The organism is Archangium lipolyticum, assembly GCF_024623785.1.
Classification (GTDB): domain Bacteria; phylum Myxococcota; class Myxococcia; order Myxococcales; family Myxococcaceae; genus Archangium; species Archangium lipolyticum.
Window position 1 is genome coordinate 147,121 of sequence record NZ_JANKBZ010000020.1, and the last position, 22,071, is coordinate 169,191.

Annotated in this window: 18 protein-coding genes; 7 read left to right on the top strand and 11 right to left on the bottom strand. The window is 68.8% G+C overall.

Annotated elements, in window-relative coordinates; all coding sequences use genetic code 11:
- Positions 1-41: 41 nt before the first annotated feature.
- The gene (locus tag NR810_RS33695; protein WP_257458562.1) at positions 42-329 is read right to left on the bottom strand and encodes a hypothetical protein; all 288 of its coding nucleotides are present in this window, start codon (positions 327-329) and stop codon (positions 42-44) included.
- Between the two features lie 63 nt (positions 330-392).
- Positions 393-800, bottom strand: coding sequence for a hypothetical protein (locus NR810_RS33700; protein WP_257458563.1), 408 nt, complete (start codon positions 798-800; stop codon positions 393-395).
- A 73-nt stretch (positions 801-873) separates the two neighbouring features.
- Here NR810_RS33700 and NR810_RS33705 point away from each other — a divergent pair, with 73 nt between their 5' ends.
- Together NR810_RS33705 and NR810_RS33710 are read left to right on the top strand one after the other, a co-directional pair.
- Positions 874-1,533 carry an RlmE family RNA methyltransferase gene (locus NR810_RS33705; protein WP_257458564.1) on the top strand — a complete coding sequence of 220 codons (660 nt, stop codon included), beginning with the start codon at positions 874-876 and terminating at the stop codon, positions 1,531-1,533.
- Positions 1,534-1,546: 13 nt separating this feature from the next.
- Positions 1,547-2,269: a hypothetical protein gene (locus NR810_RS33710; protein WP_257458565.1), complete on the top strand. Its 723-nt coding sequence runs from the start codon at positions 1,547-1,549 to the stop codon at positions 2,267-2,269.
- Positions 2,270-2,272: 3 nt separating this feature from the next.
- On the opposite strand, the gene NR810_RS33715 is transcribed toward NR810_RS33710, so the two are convergent.
- On the bottom strand, positions 2,273-2,965 hold the full coding sequence (locus NR810_RS33715) for an SOS response-associated peptidase (protein ID WP_257458566.1): 693 nt from the start codon (positions 2,963-2,965) through the stop codon (positions 2,273-2,275).
- A 98-nt stretch (positions 2,966-3,063) separates the two neighbouring features.
- On the opposite strand from NR810_RS33715, the gene NR810_RS33720 reads away from it, so the two are divergent.
- Both NR810_RS33720 and NR810_RS33725 read left to right on the top strand, forming a co-directional pair.
- Positions 3,064-9,120, top strand: coding sequence for an alpha-2-macroglobulin family protein (locus NR810_RS33720; RefSeq protein ID WP_257458567.1), 6,057 nt, complete (start codon positions 3,064-3,066; stop codon positions 9,118-9,120).
- 17 nt (positions 9,121-9,137) lie between these two features.
- The gene (locus tag NR810_RS33725) at positions 9,138-10,676 is read left to right on the top strand and encodes an acetyl-CoA hydrolase/transferase C-terminal domain-containing protein (protein ID WP_257458568.1); all 1,539 of its coding nucleotides are present in this window, start codon (positions 9,138-9,140) and stop codon (positions 10,674-10,676) included.
- Here the strand turns inward: NR810_RS33725 and NR810_RS33730 are convergent.
- Positions 10,657-11,745 (bottom strand): metallophosphoesterase, encoded by a 1,089-nt coding sequence (locus NR810_RS33730; protein ID WP_257458569.1) that lies wholly within the window; start codon positions 11,743-11,745, stop codon positions 10,657-10,659. The genes NR810_RS33725 and NR810_RS33730 overlap by 20 nt on opposite strands.
- A 114-nt stretch (positions 11,746-11,859) precedes the next feature.
- On the opposite strand from NR810_RS33730, the gene NR810_RS33735 reads away from it, so the two are divergent.
- Positions 11,860-12,633, top strand: coding sequence for an MBL fold metallo-hydrolase (locus NR810_RS33735; RefSeq protein WP_257458570.1), 774 nt, complete (start codon positions 11,860-11,862; stop codon positions 12,631-12,633).
- A gap of 15 nt (positions 12,634-12,648) precedes the next feature.
- Here the strand turns inward: NR810_RS33735 and NR810_RS33740 are convergent, their stop codons facing one another.
- The gene (locus tag NR810_RS33740) at positions 12,649-13,674 is read right to left on the bottom strand and encodes an EndoU domain-containing protein (RefSeq protein ID WP_257458571.1); all 1,026 of its coding nucleotides are present in this window, start codon (positions 13,672-13,674) and stop codon (positions 12,649-12,651) included.
- A 202-nt stretch (positions 13,675-13,876) separates the two neighbouring features.
- On the opposite strand from NR810_RS33740, the gene NR810_RS33745 reads away from it, so the two are divergent.
- Both NR810_RS33745 and NR810_RS33750 read left to right on the top strand, forming a co-directional pair.
- Positions 13,877-14,350, top strand: coding sequence for a hypothetical protein (locus tag NR810_RS33745; protein WP_257458572.1), 474 nt, complete (start codon positions 13,877-13,879; stop codon positions 14,348-14,350).
- Between the two features lie 24 nt (positions 14,351-14,374).
- Positions 14,375-14,767, top strand: a complete 393-nt coding sequence (locus NR810_RS33750; RefSeq protein WP_257458573.1) for a hypothetical protein — start codon at positions 14,375-14,377, stop codon at positions 14,765-14,767.
- Between the two features lie 136 nt (positions 14,768-14,903).
- On the opposite strand, the gene NR810_RS33755 is transcribed toward NR810_RS33750, so the two are convergent.
- From NR810_RS33755 to NR810_RS33780, 6 genes are all read right to left on the bottom strand, one after another.
- Positions 14,904-16,070, bottom strand: coding sequence for a Gfo/Idh/MocA family protein (locus NR810_RS33755; RefSeq protein WP_257458574.1), 1,167 nt, complete (start codon positions 16,068-16,070; stop codon positions 14,904-14,906).
- A complete protein-coding gene (locus tag NR810_RS33760) occupies positions 16,067-17,089 on the bottom strand; it encodes a sugar phosphate isomerase/epimerase family protein (protein WP_257458575.1) in 1,023 nt (340 codons plus the stop codon). The genes NR810_RS33755 and NR810_RS33760 overlap by 4 nt, the downstream gene beginning before the upstream one ends.
- A gap of 180 nt (positions 17,090-17,269) precedes the next feature.
- Positions 17,270-18,241 (bottom strand): substrate-binding domain-containing protein, encoded by a 972-nt coding sequence (locus tag NR810_RS33765; protein WP_257458576.1) that lies wholly within the window; start codon positions 18,239-18,241, stop codon positions 17,270-17,272.
- A gap of 88 nt (positions 18,242-18,329) precedes the next feature.
- Complete coding sequence (locus NR810_RS33770; RefSeq protein ID WP_257458577.1) at positions 18,330-19,388, bottom strand: ABC transporter permease; 1,059 nt, start codon at positions 19,386-19,388, stop codon at positions 18,330-18,332.
- Positions 19,369-20,856, bottom strand: coding sequence for a sugar ABC transporter ATP-binding protein (locus tag NR810_RS33775; protein ID WP_257458578.1), 1,488 nt, complete (start codon positions 20,854-20,856; stop codon positions 19,369-19,371). The genes NR810_RS33770 and NR810_RS33775 overlap by 20 nt, the downstream gene beginning before the upstream one ends.
- A complete protein-coding gene (locus NR810_RS33780; RefSeq protein ID WP_257458579.1) occupies positions 20,853-22,055 on the bottom strand; it encodes an ROK family transcriptional regulator in 1,203 nt (400 codons plus the stop codon). The genes NR810_RS33775 and NR810_RS33780 overlap by 4 nt, the downstream gene beginning before the upstream one ends.
- Between the last annotated feature and the right edge of the window lie 16 nt (positions 22,056-22,071).

Consider the following 22,071-nt stretch of genomic DNA (forward strand, 5'->3'; position numbering starts at 1 on the left):
GGGTCCCCCTCCGGGGAAGTGTTCCCGGCGGTCCTTCTCCCTTACGTCTTCTTGAACAGCGCCTCCGCGGCGGACAGGAATGCGTCCTTGCCCTGCTTCGCGTGCAGGCCGCCCTCGCCAATCTGGAAGAGCTCACAGAAATTGGCTTCGTCCTTGTCCGAGGGGACCTCGGCGAAGGGCTCCTTGCACTGCTTCGCCACCCTCTCGTCGAAGTGGCGGCAGTTGCGGCACGAGTGCACTTCCTCGCCGCAGTGGGGGCACGTGTCGCGCCGCCCCACCTGATTACCCACGATGTCGAGTTCGCGTCCGCAGTGCGCGCAGCCAGGCATGCTCCACCTCCACTCGGGGGGTGGACCAGTCTATGCCAGCGCGGCCGCCTCGCCGCGAGTCCCCTACGAACGGGAGGGACGGATGGCCGCCCGCACAGGGACCGGCTCGGCCGCTGGAGCGGACTCCAGCTCGCCCGCGGCCTCGTCCAGCTCTCCGTTCAGCCGGCGCAGCATCCTCAGCATCCAGGCGCACGCCGCCGCGAGCACCGCCACCATGACGCCCAGCTCCTGGCCACGCTGCCACACGTGCGCCCGCTCCAGCACCGCCCGGCGCTTCGCGAACGTCTCCAGCTGCTGGGCTGCCTGCGTGTCGTCGAGGCTCCGCGCGTACTCGCTCGCCTGGGCCTTGCTCCGCTCCAGCAGCCAGTCCGCCTCCGAGCGCAGCAGCTCCGCGCGGTACCAGCACCCCACCGCGCACGCCGCCGACAACAGGGAGACGAACACCGCTGTTGTCACGCTGAACAGTCGCATGACCCCTCCGGACCGCCATTTCCACGGATGCCGGACACCCGGGACTGCTCCGGCTTCCCGAAGACAGTAGCCGATGGTAGGGAGCCCTACCGCCATGGGCAAGCCCTACCGTCCGAAAGACCACTATTTCAAGAAAGCCAAGCAAGAAGGGCTGAGGGCCCGTTCCGCCTTCAAGGTGGATGAAATCCTCAAGCGCTTCCCCTTCTTGAAGAAGGGCGCCTCGGTGCTCGACCTGGGTGCGGCGCCCGGGGGCTTCTTGCAGATCCTCGCCGACGTGGTGGGCCCCCAGGGCCGGGTCATCGGGGTGGACATCGTCCCCATCCGGCCCTTCTCCCAGCCGTACGTGAAGACGGCGGTGCTGGACGTGCTCGCCGACGACTTCGACGCGAAGCTGCGCGAGCTGTACGACGGGCCCTTCGACGCCGTCATCTCCGACATGGCCCCCAAGACGAGCGGCATCCGCACCACGGACGAGGCGCGCAGTCTGCGGCTGGCCCGCAAGGCGCTCGAGGTGTCGGTGACCCGCGGCCGTCCGGGCTCGGCCTTCGTCGCCAAGCTCTTCATGGGCGGCGAATTCGAGGAGTTCCGCGGCGAGGTGCGTGCCGCCTTCGAGGAGGTCAAACTGGTTCGCCCCGAGGCCACTCGCGGCGCCAGCATGGAGGTGTACATCGTGGGCCTGCGCCGCAGGGCTCCGGCGCCCCCCTCGGTGACGACGGGTCCGGCGGCGTCCTAGATTGGGCGGTCTCATGCGGCCCATGGACACCTTCATCATCGATGAGATCAACGAGGCCCACGGCTTCGCCCGTCTGCGCGCGGAGAGTGGCGCGGGTCTCTTCCACTGTGGGCTCTTTCCCGAGCTGCCCGGAGGGGAGCTGAGCCCCTTGCGCCTCCAGGTGGGAGATCGGGTGTCCGGTCTCCGGCGCGGGCAGACGGTCTCCCACATCCAGTGGCTCTCCCGGGCCGCGCCGCCGGAGGAGCTGGTGCGGCGGATGGAGGAGCTGTTGCGGCAGCTCGAGGCACGGGGGTTGCCGGTGGACCTGGCGCCCGAGCCGCTCGCGGACCACCAGTGGCGCGAGGGCGCGGGCAGCCCGCTGCTGAAGGCGCTGAAGCCGAAGCTCCGGCTCTTCTTCGACTGGGAGGCGGCGCACCCCTTCGAGGACGAGCGGCTGCTGGACCGGGTGGAGCAGGCCACGCAGGAGCACCTGCCCGGCTTCTCGGTGCTGCCCATCCCCGGACAGGCCCGATTCCGGGTGGAGCCCGGGTCGCTCGTCATCGTCGGCGGCGAGCCGGACTGGGACGAGCCGGTCCGGCTCTTCGGGCCGCTCGTGGAGCACATCAACCGGGAGCTCGGGAGCACCGGGGCGCGGGTGCGCTGGGTGCCCGTGCGCGACAACTGGGTGCTCGCGTCCCCCGAACTGGTGGAGCTGCTGGTGGCCAACGGCGTCCTGCAGGGGCGGGCGTTGGCCTGAGCGTCAGGTCAGGAGCGAGGCCTGGCTCGCCACGCGCTCCACGCAGGCCGCCACGTCGTTCGTCGGCGAGTTCACCACGCGCCCCACCTCCCAGGCCTCCAGGGGCTCGTCCTCGTTGGGCACCAGCAGCGGTTGCAGCACCGAGGCCTCCTGCGGCTCCGGGCGCAGCCACACGTCCCGGGCCGCGGGCGGCAGGATGACGGGCATCCGGTCGTGGATGGGGGCCATCAGCGCGTTGGGCCCGGTGGTGATGAGGGTGCAGGTGCGCAGCACCTCTCCGGTGTCCGGAGCGGTCCACTCCTCCCAGAGTCCGGCGAAGGTCATGGGCAGGCCATCCTTGCGGCGGAAGAGGTAGGGCGTCTTGGGCTTCGTGCTCTGCTTCCACTCGAACCAGCCGTCCACCAGCACCAGGCAGCGCCGGCGCTTGAGCGCGGAGCGGAAGCTGGGCTTCTCCGCCACCGTCTCGCCGCGGGCGTTGATGAGCTTGTTGCCGATGGAGGCTTCCTTCGCCCAGGAGGGGATGAGGCCCCAGCGGTAGGCGTCCAGCATCCGCTCCCCGTCGTTGATGACCACGGGCATCAGCTGGGTGGGGGCGAGGTTGTAGCGGGGGCGCTCGAGGGCGGTGCGGATGCCGGTGAGGGCGAACTCACGGGCGATCGCCAGGGCGGGGGTCTGGATGGTGACGCGGCCACACATGGCTCTCAGTATGCCCCGCCCGGGTGGGGTGCTCCACAAGCGTGACCGGGAGCCACTTCCCGGATCCCAGGCGGACGGGCTGTGCCTAGAGTGCCCACATGTCGCTACTTCCGAGCCCCCGGATGCTCGCCGCCCTCCTGGCGGCCGCCATCCTCGTCCTCTCCGTTCCAGCTGCCCGGGCCCAGCCTCCGTCCGTGCCCTCGTGGAAAGCCATCGACGCGCTGGTGGAGCAGCAGAAATTCGAGGCCGCCCTCCAGGGCGCCGAGGCCCGCCTGGCGCAGGCCCGCTCGCGGAGTGACGAGGACGAGTGGGTGCGGGCGCTCGTGCGCGTGGTGCAGCTGCGCACCGGGCTCCACGGGTACGAGACGGCGGTGCGCTTCCTCCGGGAGCAGCCCTGGCCCCAGGGGCTGCTGCCCCGCACCACGCTCGAGCTCTATTACGCGAGCGCGCTCATCACCTACGCCGAGCAGTACGGCTGGGAGGTGCGCCAGCGCGAGCAGGTGGTGTCCGGCGGGCCGGTGGATCTGAAGCGGTGGACGGCCGAGCAGATCTTCACCGAGGCCCGGCGCGCGCTCTCGGAGGCGTGGGCGGAGCGGGAGCGGCTGGGCGCGGAGAAGGTGGGGGCGCTCGCGGGCGTCCTCCAGCCGAACACCTACCCGCCGGGAATCCGGGACACGCTGCGTGACGCGGTGACGTACCTCTGGGTGGAGATGTTGGCGGACGAGAACCAGTGGCGTCCGGGGCAGACCGAGGAGCTGCACCGCCTGGACGTGGACGAGCTGCTGCGGGGCTCGCCCCGGGTGGACCTGGTGGGGCCGGCGGAGCACCCGCTGCGGAAGGTGGCCGCCGTGCTGGCGGACCTGGAGGCGTGGCACCTCGCCGCGGGCCGGCGCGAGGCGGCGCTGGAGGCGCACCTGGCACGTGGCCGGCTCCTCCACGACTCCTTCGCGGAGGAAGCGGACAAGGCCCGTGTCCGCGCTCACGTGGCCGAGCACCTGGAGGGCTACCGGAACGTGCCGTGGTGGGCCATGGGGCAGGGATGGCTGGTGGAGAGCGAGGAGTCCGCGGATCGGCCGGTGCGCGCGCACACGCTGGCGAAGGCGTGCGTGGCGGCCTATCCGAAGAGCATCGGGGGCCAGCGGTGTGCCCGGCTGGTGGCGAAGCTCGAGGCGCCGGAGTTCTCCGTGGCCAGCATGCGCGCGGATGGTGCCCGCAGGCGCTCCATCGAGGTGACGCACCGCAACCTGCCCCGGTTGCACTTCCGGGCCTATGTGCACGATCTGGAGTCGCGGCTCACCGGGGGCAACTTGTTCGAGGGGCTCCTGGATGAAGGGGAGGACTCCCTGCGCCGCCTCATCGCGCGCGAGCGGCCCGTGGCGTCCTGGAGCGAGTCGTTGCCGGAGACGCCGGACTTCCGGTCGCACCGCACCTTCGTGGTGCCGCCGCTGACGGAGCCGGGCAGCTACCTCATCGTCGCCTCGGCGCGCGAGGACTTCCAGGAGAAGGGCAACCAGGTGGTCGCGACCCTGATGACGGTGACTCCCTGGGTCTACATCACCCACAAGGATCGTCAGGGCCGGGTGGAGGTGCGGGTGATGGAGGGTGAGAGCGGCCAGCCCGCGCCGGGCGTGGAGGTGCGCCTCGTGCAGGCGGGTGATGGCAACCGGGTGGTGCGGACGCTGAAGACGGACGCCCGGGGCGAGGCCGTCCTCACCGGGCTGCCGGAGCAGAAGAGCTCCTTCGTCGTGCTGGGACGGGGCCGGCAGGTGCTGCTCGCCCTGGAGCCTTTCTACGGGTACAGGCGCCCGCGGGAGAGGGAGCGGATGGATGCGCTCGTCTTCACGGATCGCTCCGTGTACCGCCCGCTGCAGAAGGTGTCGTGGAAGGTGGTGGCCTTCAGGGGGAGCGGGGAGCAAGCGCGCTACCAGACGCTGCCGAGGCAGCGGTTGACGGTGTCGCTGGTGGACGCGAATGGCCAGGCCGTCGAGAAGCGCGAGGTGAAGACCAATGACTTCGGCTCGGCGGCGGGCGAGTTCACCCTGCCCACCGGGCGGCTGCTCGGCATGTGGCGCGTGGATGCCAGCGTGGGCGAGGACAACCTGGGCAACGCGGCGGTGCGTGTGGAGGAGTACAAGCGGCCCACCTTCGAGGTGACGCTGAAGGACCCGGACGCGGCGCTGCGCCTCAACCGTCCGGCCACCTTCCGCGGCGAGGCGCGCTACTACTTCGGGCTCCCGGTGACACGGGGCACCGTGCGCTGGAGCGTCCGGCGCGAGCCCCTCCTCCCCGTGTGGTGGCGGACGATGGGGGGGGCCCGGCCGTTCTCGTCCCGCGTCGTGGCCAGTGGCACCTCGGCGCTGGGGGAGGACGGGGGTTTCCAGCTCACCTTCACCCCGGAAGCGGATGAGCGGACCGCCGCCTCGCGCGACTTCTCCTGGCGCTACCGCGTGGAGGCGGACGTGACGGACGAGGGCGGGGAGACACGCTCGGCGAACCGTGCCTTCCGGCTCGGCCTGGTGGCGGTGGAAGGCCGCGTGGACGCGGACGAGGAGTTCTTCCGCGAGGGCGTGGCCTCCGAGGTGCGGTTGATGCGCTCCAACCTCGATGGAGCGCCGCTGCCCGGGGCGGGGCGGTGGCGGCTGGTGGCGCTGAAGCAGCCCTCGCGGCCGGTGCTGCCCGTCGAGCAGCCCCTCGTGACTCCGCCCGGGTTGTCCGTGGAGGCGGACGTCCGGGCCACCACACCGGGAGACGCACTGCGGCCCCGGTGGGGGGCGGAGGATGCTCCGGTGGAGGAGTCCTTGCGGAGCTGGGCCGAGGGCGAGGAGATGGCGCGGGGCTCGGTGGCGCACGACGCGCAGGGGCTCGCGCGGGTGAAGCTGCCCGCGGTGCCCGCTGGTGCCTACCGCGTGCACTACGAGACGGAGGATGCCTTTGGCGAGCGCTTCACCACCTCGCGCGAGGTGCTGGTGGTGGGCGGAAGTGCCCCGATCGCGCTGCCGGCGCTGCTCCGGGTCGAGCGCACCACGGTGCGGGTGGGAGAGACGGCGCGCGTGCTGGCGCTCTCCGGCTTCGAGGGCCAGCCGCTGTACCTGGAGCTCTACCAGGGAGAGCAGCTGGTGCGGCGGAGTGTGCTCACAGCGGGGAAGGACCCGGCGGTGGTGGAGCTGCCCGTCACCGAGTCCATGCGAGGAGGCTTCACGCTCGCGCTGGTGGCGGTGCGGGACTACCAGGTGCTGCGGTTCGTGCAGCCGGTGTTCGTGCCCTTCGACGACAAGGAGCTGAAATTGGAGTTCGCCACCTTCCGCGATCGCCTGCGCCCCGGCGCGAAGGAGACGTGGCGGGTGTCGGTGAAGGGACCCCAGGGGGCGAAGGTGGAAGCGGGGGCCGCCGAGCTGCTCGCGTACATGTATGACCAGTCGTTGGAGCTCTTCGCGCCGCACTCGCCTCCGGACGTGAAGAACTACTACGCGCAGCGTGCGCAGTGGGTGGACCTGAACGTCAGTCAGGGCCTGGCCCCCGGGCGGTGGCTCTTCGGCGAGGATTTCGGGCGCGTGCCGGAATGGAGCCACCCCAGGGGTGACTCGCTCGTCATGGAGGGCGGATATGGCGTGGGTGGACCGGGGCGGCGCGCCATCCCGCTGCCGCTGACGCTGAGACCCCTGCACCTGATGAGTGGGCGTGCCACCATGGAGGACTCGGGGTCCGTTGCCAGGGCGCCGAGGGTTTCCAGGCGAAGCGCCAGGGCGGATGCGGTCGTGCAGGAGGCAGCGGTAGCGGTGTCTGGAGGCGGAGTTCCTCACGAGCAGGCCGCGACGGCCTCCGCGCCCGCCGTCCCCCCGGAAGCGGTGCGCGGCAACTTCGCGGAGACGGCCTTCTGGGTGCCGCGGCTCCTCACGGGGGCGGACGGCTCGGCCGTGCTGGAGTTCACCGTGCCGGACTCGGTGACGGCGTGGAGCGTCTGGGTGCACGCGCTGACGAAGGACCTGAAGGGCGGCTCGCTGCAACGTCAGACCCGGAGCGTGAAGGAGCTGATGGTGCGCCCGTACGTGCCGCGCTTCCTGCGCGAGGGAGACAGGGCCGTGCTGGAGGTGGTGGTGAACGACGCGGGGGAGCGCGCGCTGGAGGGCTCGCTCGCGCTGGACATCATCGACCCGGAGACGAACGCGAGCCTGCTGTCCCGCTTCGGCGTGGAGACGGCGCGCCAGCCCTTCCGGGTGGAGGCGGGGAAGGGGACGACGGCGCGCTTCCCGCTGACGGTGCCGGCGGGGCTGGGGCCGGTGGCCTTCCGTGTCACCGCGCGGGCTGGGGACTTCAGTGACGGCGAGCTGCGCCCGCTGCCGGTGCTCCCCGGACGCATGCGCCTGTCGCAATCGCGCTTCGTGGCGCTGCGGGGTGGCGAGCGCAAGACGATGGAGTTCGCGGACATGCGGCGCCGGGACGACCCGAGCCTGCTCCACGAGCAGCTCGTCGTCTCGGTGGACGCGCAGCTCTTCCACGCGGTGTTGGGGGCGATGCCGTACCTGATGGAGTACCCGTACGAGTGCACGGAGCAGGTGCTCAACCGCTTCGTGTCCACGGGCATCGTGTCGAGCCTGTATGGCCGCTACCCGGAGGTGGCGAAGCTGGCGAAGTCGCTGAGCACGCGCACCACGCGCTTCGACACGTGGGATGCGATGGATCCCAACCGGAAGATGGCGCTGGAGGAGTCGCCCTGGCTTCAGGAGTCACGGGGCGGGAAGGACGAGGGCCTCCGGCTGGCGAAGGTGTTGGATCCAGAAGTGGCGAAGGCCGAGCGCGAGGCGGCACTGGTGAAGCTGCGCGAGGCGCAGACCTCGGGGGGCGGCTTCCCCTGGTGGCCGGGCGGGCCGCCGTCGCCGTACATGACGCTCTACATCCTCCACGGGCTCGCGCGCGCGGCGGATCACGGGGTGGACGTGGACCGGAACATGACGACGCGGGCCTGGCAGTACCTCGCGAGCCATTACCGCGCGGAGTACGCGGAGAAGCTGCGCAAGGAGGGCTGCTGCTGGGAGTTCCTCACCCTGCTCGGCTACGTGGCCTCGAGCTTCCCGGACGCGAGCTACACGGGCAACGCGCTCACCCCGGAGGAGCGCGCGAGGATCCTCGACTACGGCTTCGCGCACTGGAAGGAGCACTCGCCGTACCTGAAGGGCTACCTGGCGCTGACGCTGAAGCGGGCGGGGCGGGTGGAGGACGCGCGGCGCGTCTTCGCGAGCGTGATGGACTCGGCGAAGACGAGCGAGGAGCTGGGCACGTACTGGGCGCCGGAGGAGCGGAGCTGGCTCTGGTACAACGACACCACGGAGACGCATGCCTTCGCGCTGCGCACGCTGCTGGAGCTGAGCCCGGAGGACGCGCGGCGGCACGGGCTGGCGCAGTGGCTGCTGTTGGACCGGAAGCTGGGGCACTGGAAGTCCACGCGGGCCACGGCGGAGGCGGTGTACGCGCTGGTGAAGTACCTGGAGCGCGAGGGCGCCCTGGGCGTGCGCGAGGACGTGAAGGTGACGGTGGGCGGTCAGACGACGGCGTTCGCCTTCAAGCCGGCCGAGTACACGGGGAAGGGGAACCGGGTGGTGGTGCCGGGGCCGGAGGTGAAGCCGGAGACGAGCAGCTCGGTGGGGGTGGAGAAGACGGGGAAGGGGCTCGCGTTCGCCTCGGCCACCTGGCACTTCTCGACGGAGCGGCTGCCGGAGGAGGAGCGGGGTGACTTCTTCGCCGTCTCGCGCCGTTATTTCCTCCGCGAGCGGGTGGGGACGGAGGCGGTGCTGCGCCCGCTGGAGGAGGGGACGAGCGTGGGGCCGGGAGACGAGGTGGAGGTTCACCTGTCACTGCGGACGAAGCACGCGGCGGAGTACGTGCACCTGAGAGACCCGCGAGCGGCGGGGTTCGAGCCGGGGACTACCGGATCCCGGCACCGGTATGACCTTGGGATTGTCTGGTACGAGGAGCCGAGGGACTCGGGGACGAACTTCTTCTTTGAGTGGCTGCCAGCGGGCGAGTACACGTTCCGTTACCGGCTGAGGGCGAACATGGCGGGCACGTTCCGTGTGGGGCCAGCGACTGTTCAATCCCTGTACGCACCCGAGTTCACGGCATATTCGAAGGGCGCCGTACTTTCGGTGGGCCGCGAGTGACCGAGCACAGGACTTCAATGAGCACATTGCAAGAGCGAATCGAGAACGCCGAGCTGTTGGCCAAGGTCGTCCCCGTCGAGGAGGCGGTGAAGCACGTCACCGATGGCTGCACCGTCGCCATCAGCGGCTTCACCAAGTCGGGCGAGCCGAAGACCTTCTTCCCGGCGCTCGCCCGGCACTTCGCCGCGACGGCGCCCCAGTCCCGCATCACCCTGCTGAGTGGCGCTTCGCTCTCGGATGACGTGGAGGGGCCCATGGCGCCCTTCATCCGCAAGCGCGGGCCGTACATGTCCTCGGCCATCTCGCGCAAGCTCATCCACTCGGGCGAGATGGACTTCACCGACGTCCACCTCTCCGCCTTCGCGCGCAACCTGATGTACGGGTTCTATGGGGAGATCGACGTCGCCGTCGTCGAGGTGTCTCGCATCCGCGAGGACGGCAGCGTCGTCCTGTCCTCCTCGGTTGGCGTCTCCGCCGAGGCGCTCGCCCGGGCGCGCAAGGTCATCCTCGAGGTGAACACCGCGACGCCGGACTACACGGGCTTCCACGACATCGTCCTGCCCGCCGTGCACCCCAAGGTGGGCTGGCCACTGCCGCTGGTGAACGTGCGTGACCGCATCGGCACGCCCTACGTCGAGTTCGATCGCAGCAAGGTGGTGGCCGTCGTCGAGTCCCGCACGCCCGACCACCCGGTGCCCTTCAAGGCCGCGAGCGAGACGGACCGCCGCATCGCGCAGAACGTCATCGACTTCCTCATGCAGTGCCGCAAGCAGTTCGACTGGGGCAAGCGTCTTCCCCCCATCCAGTCCGGCGTGGGCAACGTGGCCAACGCCATCATCGGCGAACTCTACGCGTCCCCGTTCCAGAAGATCCGCTTCTGGACCGAGGTCTTCCAGGACGGAATGCTGCGCTACGTGGAGGATGACGCGAAGTTCGAGAACGCCTCGGCTACCGCGGTCTCCTTCTCGGCCGAGGGGCGCCGGCGCTTCATGGAGCTGTTCGAGCGTTGCCGGGACAAGCTGGTGCTGCGGCCCATGTGGCTGTCCAACAGCCCGGAGATCATCTCGCGCCTGTTCGTCATCGCGATGAACACCCCCATCGAGGTGGACATCTATGGCCACGTCAACTCCACGCACATCGACGGCTCGCGCATCGTCAACGGGCTGGGTGGCTCGGGAGACTTCTTCCGCAACGCCTACCTCAGCATCGTGCACACGCCGTCCACCCGGCGGCTGAAGGACGGGCGCACGGTGAGCTGCGTGATGCCGTACGTGCGGCACATCGACCACACGGAGCACGACATCAAGTGCGTCGTCACCGAGCACGGCTACGCGCTCAACATGGACATCCGCTCGCCCAAGCGGCGCGCGGTGGACATCATCGAGAAGTGCGCGCACCCGCACTTCCGCCCGCTGCTGCACGCCTACCTGGACATGGCGGGCGCGGGAGACGAGCCCCGGCCCACCGATATGAAGGCCCTGGAGGGCTGGTGGAAGGACTACGACGCGGCCTGCCGCTCCTTCCCCCAGAGCGGGTCTACGCCCGCCGCAGAGTGAGGACCGTGAGCTCCGCCGGAGCGCCCAGCCGCGCGGGCGGTCCGGTGGTGCCAGCGCCGCGGTTCACGTAGAGCCACGAGCGGCCCTGCCGGTACAGCCCCGCGGTCCAGCGGGAGACGAACCGGGCCAGGGACAGGCGGCGGACGCCCGGGACTCCGAGCTGTCCGCCGTGCGTGTGGCCCGAGAGGGTCAGCTCGACGGAGCGGGCCTGGGCCTGGGGAAACAGCTCGGGGTCGTGGGCGAGCAGCACGGTGGGGACGCCCTCGGGCCGCTTCGCGAGCGCCCGTGCCACGTCGTCGCGCGAGGTCCAGGTGTCATCCACACCCGCGACGTACAGGCGCGCCCCTCCCCGCTGGACGACGACTCCCCGGTTGCGCAGGACGGTCACGCCCCGCCGCTCCAGCTCCCGGACGAGGTGCTCTCCATCGGTGAAGTAGTCGTGATTGCCCATACAGGCGAACGCACCATCCTTCGCCCGCAGGCCACCGAGCGCCCGCGCCACCGCCTCGACGTGCGAGGAGCCGTGGGTGATGAGATCGCCGGTGACGGTCACCAGGTCGAGCTCGAGTGCGTTGAGGCGTGCGACCCAGGAGGAGACCCGGCTCTCGGGCGCATTCGGGCCACAATGGACATCGGAGATCTGGCCGATGCGGTAGCCATCCAGCTCCGGGGCGAGCCCCTCCACGCGGACCACGTGCTTGCGGAGCCTCGGCCGGCCGAGGACCGAATCAACACCCATGGTGAGCGCGATGGCTCCCGCGAGGCCCCAGGTCACGCCCCTGGGCATGCCCGCCTGGACGGCCAGGGCGGCGGGGAGCATGAGCACGTCGAACACCGCGCAGGCGGCCCACCAGCCCAGTGCCAGGTAGGTCGACAATGAGGGAGCCGTGGTGTGCCAGGGGGTCTGCAGCTGGCGCAGGTACGGCCACGAGACCGGCACGGCGAGGGCCAGGGGGAGGGGCGTGCGCGTGAACCAGCAGAGCCAGAGCACCGTGGGGAGCTGGACGAGGGTGACGAGGAATGTCGCGAGCAGCTGGAAGCGGCCCCGAAGTCGGGTTCGGCTGGACATGTGAGCAGATGTTTAACCCGCTCACGCTTCGCATGCTGAGGGGCCCTGGATTTCCCCTCGCTGGTCCCCACGCCAGCTAGGCTGAGCCCGGTAGTTCCCCCTGCTTCGGAGAGAATGATGCTCAAGGCCCGGTTGCTCGCGTCCGTGGTGGCGGTGCTCGCGTTGGCGTTGTCCTCGTGCAAATCCCCCGAGGAGACGCCTCCTCCCGAGCCGGCCATGTCGGGAGATACCTTCCCGACGTCCCGGGGTGATTTGATCGTTCATCCGGTCAATCACGCCACCTTCCTCATGAACTGGGCAGGCAAGACGATCTACGTCGACCCGGTTGGTGGCACCGCACCCTTCCAGGGCCTTCCCGCCCCCGACGTGATCCTCGTGACGGACATCCACGGCGACCACCTGAACGCCGACACCCTGACGGCCATCGTCCGGCCGGAGACGGTGATCGTCGCCCCCCAGGCCGTCCGTGACACCCTGCCCGAGGCCCTCCATGGGGCCACGCGAGTCCTCGCCAATGGAGGGACGCTGAACGTGGCGGACATCTCCATCGAGGCCATCCCCATGTACAACCTCACGGCCGAGCGTCTCCAATACCACCCGAAGGGCCGGGGCAATGGCTACGTCGTGACCTTTGGAGACAAGCGCGTCTACATCGCTGGCGACACGGAAGACATCCCCGAGATGCGGGCGCTGAGGGACATCGACATCGCCTTCGTCCCCATGAACCTGCCCTTCACCATGACGGTGGAGCAGGCCGCGGACGCGGTGCGCGAGTTCAGGCCGAAGGTCGTCTATCCCTATCACTCGCGCGGCAGCGACGTGAACGAGTTCACCCGGCTCGTCGGCACGGATGTGGGCGTCGAGGTGCGCGTGGGTGACTGGTACTGACCGGCGGTTGCCTCGTCACTCGCGGCAGGTGGGCTTCTCGTCGGTGGGGTACAGCGAGGCGATGCCGTAGGTGCCATTGCGCGTCCCGCACCAGACGCGCCACGAAGTGCCGCCGAGGTCCGGCGCCGAGTACACGCCGCCCTCCTTCATTCCGCCTCCACGCGCACAGCAGCGCGCGAAGGCGCGGGTGCCCACGGCCACCATGGCCACCGGGTCCGACTCCATCGTGAAGCCGCCGAGCTTCTTCTCGGCGCAGGACCAGGGAGCCACGCCGCGGAAGCGGATGAGGTACTGAGAGCCCTGGATCGCCTTGCCTCCGCGGCCGGGGCCGTCGAAGCAGATCTTCCCCTCGGACTCGAGCTGCGCGTAGCGGGGGAGGAAGTGGAGCCCGCCAACGGTCTTGGTGGTCCACTCGTCACCGCAGAACACGTGGGTGAAGGCGTTGCGCGGTCCGGTGCTCACCCAGAGGCCGGTGAGCCACTCGATGTTGGCCTGCCGCGAGCCGGGGCGTCCCGCCACCGACAGGGCCCGCTGGATGCGCGGATCGTCATAGTGCGCGGACATGAAGCGCTGCACGTCGCCACGGCTCACCGAGGCGTCCGGCCGTGCCGGGCACATGTCGAGCACCTCGCGCTCCACAGGCTTGAGCGCCGGAGCCTGGCGGAAGAGGGGAGGGTTCTTGCAGGTGGTGGCGCAGCCCGTGGCCGCGGGGGCGTCGGAGGGCAGGGGAGCGGCCTCCTGCTTCCGGTCGTGGGCGGCCAGGAACTCACCGCTCAGGCGCGGCTTCTCCGGCAGGTCCGCCGTGCCGTCGCACTTCACCCAGCCCTCGCCCGTGGCTCCCTTGAGCTTGCACCAGGCGCGCTCGGGGCCTCCCTTCTTGATGACCGGGTAGGCCGTGTCCGGCTCGACGGTGAAGACGACCTTCGTGGAGCCGGGCTCCGCCACGGCCTCCAGCCGGTTGCTGGAGACGAAGGCCCCCGCGGCGTGGGCGCGGAAGGGGAGGGTGCACAGGGCGAGCAGGAGGAGGAGCAGGATCCGCATGGAGCGGGAGAATACCCTCTCTTTGGCGCGATTGCTGGCGGTGCGGAGGGTGGTGGACCGGTTGGCGGTGCCCTCGGCATCGTTTACAATCTATGCTTTCGGGACGGCTCCGGTTCTTTCGATTTCAAGCAAGACATCAGTCGAGCAAGGTCGCGCGGCATGAGAGGACAGGGAAATGCACTCAATGGGGCTGGCGAGACTGATGGCTTTGTTGCTGACGGTAGGCTTCGGATGTGTCCACACTCGGCAGCCAGAGCGAAAAATCTACATCATTTCCGAGGACGCGAGCGGAGTTGGCTCCACGGTCGAGAGTGGAACTGGCGGCGCTGGCGTCGACGCTTACTGCAACGAAATTCAAAAACAGTGCTTCAGTAAATGCTGGAGGCGGAAGCCCGAATATTCAGGCATCAAGAAGCACTCTGGAGATCATTACAGGCACTGCGACGAAAAATGTCTCAAAGTGTTCATGCAGTGTGTCAAGGAGCAGGAGGAGTTGGAACGGCAGGAGTCACAGAAGAAGGAGCTTCATTTCCCAACCTTGGACGCAGCACTCGACTGGATCAGGGAGCACAAGACCGAGGTTGCGATTGGAACCGTCGTCATCGTGGGGGGCGTGCTTGCCGCTCCTTACGTCATTGCCATACTGGGTGGCGCGCTGGTTCTGGCACCCCTCTAAGCCGTGAGCACCCCTGGTGACAACATGACATACGATCCAGATTTCGATTTGAAAGACATGCTGGGCGTTCTGAATTCTCTCATCGAGAATTACGCGGAGGGAACGAAGGAGAGGGATGTCGCCAAGCTCGCGCAGATTGCGTTGCTCTATATTCGCGACAATGAGAAGGAGGCTGATTTCGCCAGATACTACAAAGGATGTACTGAGACCTCATTCAAGATTGAAGTCGCTCATGAGTTTGCTACGCGCGAGGAGGCAGAAGAATGGCTTGCCAGCGGAAAGGCCCAACACGCCGAACATGTCAAGATCGCTGGCAGGGGCTTTCTGGTTGTCCAGCTGCCAGGGCGGATGACATTGATTGACAGGCCACTGCCGGAAGAGTTGATGGCGGAAGAATGGAAGAAGGATTCCGAGTAGGAAATCCAGATTGCCGGGAGGCGGGCGCGCCACCGGAGTCTGGATGCATGCGAGTGCCATCAGCTCCCTCGTCACTGGATGTAGGCAGCCTGAACCCGGGAGAGGTCCAGGCGCCCCACCGTGATGCCCGTCACGGTCACGTCATCGGCGTCCACTTGCGCTCGCTGGCGGCGGATTCCACCGTCTTCTCGATGAAGCGCACACCCCGCGCGCCCTCGGTGACTCGCGGATAGTCGGCGGCGATCGGATCCGCTTCCACCCCGGCCAGCCGGGCGCGGATGTCCGCCGCGACGCCGAGGTACACGTTGGCGAACGCCTCGATGAACGCCTCCGGATGACCGGAGGGCACGCGGCAGGCTCGGCGCGAGGACTCGCTCAGCCACGGTGAGCCGCGCGTGAGGATGCGCCTCGGCCCGTCGAGCGGTGCATGCACGAGCTGGTTTGGCTCCTCCTGCCGCCATTCGAGCGAGCCCGTGGAGCCGAACACGCGCAGGCGCAGGTCGTTCTCGTAGCCAGCGGCGATCTGCGAGGCGATCAGCACGCCCCGCACGCCGCCGCGCCAGCGCAGGAGCAGGTTGCCATCGTCGTCGAGCCGGCGCCCGGGAACGAGCGCCCCGAGATCCGCGCAGATGGCTTCGATCTCGAGGCCGGTGACGGTGGCGGCCAGGTTCTCGGCATGCGAACCGATGTCCCCCATGGCGCCCGCCAGGCCGCTCCTCGCCGGGTCCGTGCGCCAGCTCGCCTGCTTGTTGTCCTGGCCCTCGAGGTACGTGGCGAGCCAGCCCTGGTTGTACTCGACGGTCACCTTGCGCAGCTCGCCAATGGCGCCGCGCTTCACCAGCTCGCGCGCCTCGCGCACCATCGGATAGCCGGTGTAGTTGTAGGTGACGCCGAAGACGATGCCGGTCCGCTCCACCGTGCGCACCAGGTTGTCGGCCTGCTCGCTGGTGTGCACGAGCGGCTTGTCACACACCACGTGGATGCCGGCCTCGGCGAACGCCTTCGCCACCGGGTAGTGCACGTGGTTGGGCGTGACGATGGAGACGAAGTCGATGCGCTCGTCCGCGGGGCGCTTCAGCTCGTCGGCCAGCAGGTCCTCCCAGCGGCCGTGATTGCGCGCGTCGGCCAGGCCCAGGTCACGGCCGGACGCGCGCGCCTTGTCCGGGTGGGACGAGAGCGCTCCGGCGACCAGCTCCATCTGCCCGTCCAGCGCCATGGCCCGGCGGTGCACGGAGCCGATGAACGCGTCGCGTCCACCGCCGACCATCGCGTAGCGCAGCTTGCGGTTGTGCGAGGTGCTCATCCGCCAGCCCGCGCTTGCTTGTCCTTGTCGAACACGGCGTCGAACGCCCCCGCCGCGGCGGGGAAGTCGAGCCGCTTGCAGAAGGCCGCGCTCTCGGTCGCCCCGTGCACGCGGTCCATCCGGCTGTCTTCCCACTCCACGCTCAACGGGCCCGCATAGCCGATGTCGTTGAGCGCGACGATGATGGACTCGAAGTCGATCATGCCCCGGCCGAGGCTGCGGAAGTCCCAGAATCGGCGCGGATCTCCGAAGCTGGTATGGCCCCCGAACACGCCGACGGTTCCATCGCCACGGCCCCACCACACGTCCTTCATGTGGACGTTGTAGATGCGGCCCGCGAACGTGCGGATGAACTTCACGTAGTCCACCCCCTGGTACCCGAGGTGGCTGGGGTCGAAGTTGAAGCCGAAGCGGCGGTGGCCATTCACGGCCGCGATGGCGCGCTGGGCGGAGGCGGTGTCGAAGGCGATCTCCGTCGGGTGCACCTCGAGCGCGAAGTTGATGCCCTGTGTCTCGAACTCGTCGAGGATCGGTGTCCAGCGGCGGCCGAAGTCGGCGAAACCCTTGTCCCAGAACGCCTGCGACGTGGGCGGAAAGGCATAGGTTGCATGCCACACCGAGGAGCCGGTGAATCCGGTGACGGTCTTCACGCCGAAGGCGGCGGCGGCGCGTGCCGTGTCCCGCATCTCCTGGGCGGCCCGCTGGCGCACGCCCTCGGGGTCACCATCGCCCCACACGTGCGCGGGCACGATGGACTTGTGCCGCTCATCGATCAGGTCGCACACGGCCTGGCCAACCAGGTGGTTGCCAATGGCCAGACATTTCAAGCCGTGGGACTCGAGCAGTGCCCTCTTGTCCCGGACATAGGTCTTGGAAGCGAGCGCCTCCTGGACGTTGAAATGGTCGCCCCAGCAGGCCAGCTCCAGGCCGTCGTAGCCCATGCGTCTGGCCAGCGGTGCGAGCTCGGAGAGGGGCAGATCGGCCCATTGACCGGTGAACAGCGTAACGGGTCTTGGCATGTGTCGATATCCGTGGATGTCCCCTCTCCCTCTGGGAGAGGGCTAGGGTGAGGGTATTGGCCTTGGATTGCGTTGCTGCCTGCGCCGCGCCGCGATGCGATTCGGGGTGAGGAACACGGGGGGTGACATACCCTCACCCCCCGCCCTCTCCCAGAGGGAGAGGGAGCATGCGCAACACGACTAGAAGGGCGAGTCCGGGAAGTAGAAGTCCTTCGCGTTCTCCTTCGTGATCAGCACCGAGGGAATGATCGTGTTCGGCGGCAGCTTCTCGCCCTTCACGCGCGCTTCGGCCGTCAGTTTGATCGCGTCGTAGATGAACTTGGGCGAGTAGGAGACATCGGCCTGGATCAGCTTGTTCTTGCCGTCGATGATCGTCTTGACCATGCCCTTGGCGCCCGCACCGCCGAACACTTCCTTGATGTCCGTGCGCTTGGCCTGCTCGATCGCCTTGAGCACCCCCACCGCCATGTCGTCATCGGCGGCCCACACGGCGTCGATCTGCTTGAAGCGCGTCAGGTAGTCCTGCATCACCTTGAAGGCATCGTCGCGGTTCCAGTTGGCGTACCGGGCATCGAGCAGCTTGATGTCCGGGTAGTTCTTCATCACGGCGTTGAACGCGTCCATGCGCTCGTTGTCGATCGTGGTCGGGATGCCGCGCAGCGCCACGATGTTGCCCTTGCCGTTGAGTTTCTTGGCCAGGTACTCCGCCGCGAGCTTGCCGAACGCGGTGTTGTCGCCGGCCACGTAGGCGTCCTGGGCGCTGGTGTCGGTCAGGCCCCGGTCGACCACCGTGACGTAGACGCCCTTGCTCTTCACCTGTGCGACCGGCTTGGTGAGCGAGGCAGACTCGAATGGGAAGACGACCAGCGTGTTGATCTTGTTGACGGTCAGCAGGTCCTGCAGCTGGTTGGCCTGCTCGGGCGCGTTGGCCGCCGTCTTCACGGTGATCTTCAGGCCCGGGTGCGCCTTCTCCAGGTCTTTCTTGGCCTGGTTGGCCCACCACACGATGCCGCCGGTGAAGCCGTGGGTGGCCGCGGGGATGGCGACACCCATGTTGACCTGGTTCTGGGTCTGCGCGAGCGCACCCGAGGCGGTGAGCAGCGCGGCCACGGTGGAGGCACCGAGGGCGAGTTTGCGGAGGACGGATTTCATGCGGGCTATCTCCTGGGGGTAAGGGGAGCACGACATGGCAGCGGCCCGCTGCCGGAGGACTACGACGACGAGACATCTGTCACGACGCTCATTTGCGACGGCGCTGCATGAACGCCACGCCAATGATCACGAAGCCCTGCACCGCCGAGTTGAGATACACGCTGATGATGCTGGTGAGGTTCAGGATGTTGCTGATGACGGACAACAGCACGGCACCGACGACGGTGCCGGTGATGGTGCCGGAGCCGCCCTTGAGTGCGGTGCCGCCGACGATCACCGCCGCGATCGCCTCCAGCTCCCACAACAGGCCGGTGGTGGGCGAGGCCGACCCGAGGCGCGGCACGTACAGCACGGTGGCGATTCCCACGCAGATGCCGAGCAGCATGTACGTGAGCACCTTGATGCGATTCACGTCCACGGCCGCGTAGCGCGCCACCTGCTCGTTGGAGCCGATGGCCTGCACGTACCGGCCGTACGCGGTGCGGTTCAGGATCAACCCGCCCAGCAGCGCCACGGCGAGGAACACCCAGACAGGAATCGGGATGCCCAGGAGGTTGGCGTAGTAGACCGGGCTGTAGGCGTCGGACAGATCCATGTCCAACGTGAGGGCGCCGCCATCCGCGAAGTACGTGAGGTACGCACGGAAGATGCCCAGCGTGCCGAGCGTCACGATGAAGGGCTCGATGCCGCCCCGGGTGATCAGCAGCCCGTGCGTCAGCCCGAACAGCGCGCCGAGCAGCAGCGCGAGGCCGATGCCGAGGGCGATCACGGACGTGGGCGAACCGAGCGACGGCGCCAGCCGGTTCATCACGAGGATCATCGCACCGGCGATCAACGCGGCCATCGAGCCCACCGACAGATCGATGCCCCCGGAGATGATGACGAAGCACATGCCCACCGCGATGATGCCAATGAAGGCGGTGCGCGTGAGCACGTTCATCACGTTGTCGAGCGTGGCGAAGTCACCATTCAGCAGGGTGCCGGTGATGCACAGCACGACGAGCCCGAGGACGGGCCCGAGGCCGTGCAACAGGGCTCGCGCGCGGCCTCCGGCACGGGTGCCGGGCTCCGCAGGGCGCAGTGCCCCTCCCGTGGCGGCCGGTGTGGCCGCGCCCTGCTTCACGGCGTCAGTGGGTTCCGGTGGCATGGGCGATGAGTTCCTCTTCGGTCAGGTGGCTGGCATCGAGCGTGGCTTGCAGATGGCCGCCGCGCATCACCGCGACGCGGTGGCACAGCCCGATCAGCTCCATCAGCTCGGATGAGATGACGATGACGGCGCGTCCCTCGCGGGCCAGCGCCTCGATCAGGAAATAGATGTCGCGTCTGGCGCCCACGTCGACGCCGCGCGTGGGCTCGTCGAGCACCACCACCTTCGGGTCGGGGTGCAGCACCTTGGCGAGCGCGAGCTTCTGCTGGTTGCCTCCGGACAGCGCCGAGGCCGGGTTGTCCAGTGAGCCGGTGCGGATGCCGAAGCGCTTCACGGCCTCCTCGAGCGCCTGCCGCTCGGCCTCGGGTTTCAGCCACGGGGTGGCGTAGCGCGAGAGCGCCATCAGCGTCAGGTTCTCGCGCAGGCCGAAGTGCACGTGCAGGCCTTTGCCCTTGCGGTCCTCGCTGAGGTACGTGAGCCCCTGGTTGGCGGCATCGCGTGGGTTGCGCCAGCGCACCGGACGCCCATCGAGCTCGACGCGCTCCACCGTGTGCGGCCGCAAGCCCAACAGTCCCTCGAACAGCTCGGTGCGGCCGGCGCCGACCAGCCCCGCGAACCCGAGGATCTCTCCGGGGCGCACCTCGAAGCTTACCCCCTGCGCCCAGCCCGGCACCGTCAGGCCCTGGACGCGCAGCAGCGGCGGGGCGGTGGCCGGTGGCGGCGCCTTGGGCGGGTAGAGGTCCGACAGCTCCCGGCCGACCATCAGGTTGGCCATCTGGTGGCGCGTCACGTCGCGCGTCGCCGCGCGGGTGACGAAGCGGCCATCGCGCATCACCACCACCTCGTCGGTGATGCGCTCGACCTCGTCGAGCTTGTGCGAGATGTAGAGCAGCGTGACGCCGTCGGCCTTGAGCTGCGCGATCAGCGCGAACAGGCGCTCCGTCTCGCCGGGCGTCAGCGTGGCCGTTGGCTCGTCCATGATCAGCAGCCGCGCTTTCCGGGCGAGCGCCTTGGCGATCTCCACCAGCTGCTTCTCCGCCACGATGAGCTGGCGCACCGGCGTCTCGGGGCTGAGCCGCAGGCCCACCTGCTCGAGGACACGCGCGGACTCGCGGTTCATCGCCGCGTCGTCCAGCAGCCAGCCCCGCTTCTTCTCGTGACCGAGGAAGATGTTCTGCGCGATCGTCAGATCCTCGGCGAGGTTGAACTCCTGGTGGATGAGGACGATGCCTTCCGCCTCCGCCGCGCGCGAGCCGTTGAAGTGGACCGGACGGCCGTTGACGAGCAGCTCGCCCCCGGTGGCCCGCTCGTAGCCGGAGAGGATCTTCATCAGCGTGGACTTGCCCGCGCCGTTCTCGCCCAGCAGGCCCACCACCCGGCCCGGTTGCAGCGCGAAGCTGACACCGTGCAGCACCTGCACCGGGCCGAACGCCTTCACGATGTCGCGGAACTCGATGGCAACGCTCATCGTGCGGCTCCTTTCATCCGCAGGGTCTCCTGCATGGCCAGCACCCCGGCGCCGATGAGCCCCGACTGCTCTCCGAGCGGGGTGACCTGGATCTCCAGCTGGCGCGTGGAGAGCGCCAGCGAGCGGTGGTAGATGCTCTGCCGCAGCGACGCGAGGAACAGCGGGCCGATGCGCATCATCGAGCCGCCGAAGAAGACGTGCGACGGGTTGAAGAAGTTCACGACCGACGCGAGCATCTGTCCGATCAGGCTGCCCGCGCGCTGCACGATGGCGTTCGCCGCCGCGTCACCCGCGCGGCTGGCCCGGGCCACGTCCTCGGGGAGGATGGTACTGGTGGCCGCCAGCGTCTCCGCGAGCAGCGCGCTCTCTCCCGCTTCCACCGCCGCGCGCGCCATGCGGGCGATCGCCGGCCCCGCCGCCATCGCCTCCACGCACCCCACGTTGCCGCAGTGACAGCGCGGACCGGCCGGGTCCACGCAGATGTGGCCCACGTCTCCGGCCGAGCCGGTCGCGCCCCGGTACACCTGGCCGTTGCAGACGATGCCGCAGCCGATGCCGGTGCCCACCTTGATCACCAGGAAGTTGCGCAGCGAGCGCTGCAGGCCCCACAGCTCGCCCAGCGCCATGATGTTGACGTCGTTGTCCACGAACACCGGCGCGGCGAAGTCCGCCTTCATGTCGTCGCGGATCGAGAAGCTGTCCCACTCGGGCATCAGCGGCGGGTTGACGAGCTGCCCTGTTTCGAAGTTGACGGGTCCCGGCACGCCGATGCCTATCCCGATGACCTCACGCGGCGTGACACCGGCCTGCTCCAGCAATTGACGCATCAGCGTCCGGACGCGCGACAGGACGAGCTCGGGTCCCTTTCTCACGTCCGCCGACTCCACATGCCGTGCCATCACCTGGAGGTCCGGCGTCAGCACGCCGACGCGCAGGCCGGTGGCTCCCAGATCCGCCGCCAGCACCACGCCCAGCCCGCGGTGCAGCCGCAGCTTCTCGGCCCGCCGGCCTCCCGACGACGCCAGCAGACCGGCTTCTTCCAGCAGCCCCCGCTCCAGCAGGTTGGCGACAGCCGTGTTGGCCCGGGTCTTCGAGAAGGAGGAACGGAGCGCGAGCGCATCGCGCGACAAGCCGCCGGACCAGAACACCGTGTCCAGCAGCGCGAACTCTCCGGGAGTCAAACCGTTCCAGCGGCTCAATGTCTGTCTCCGCCGA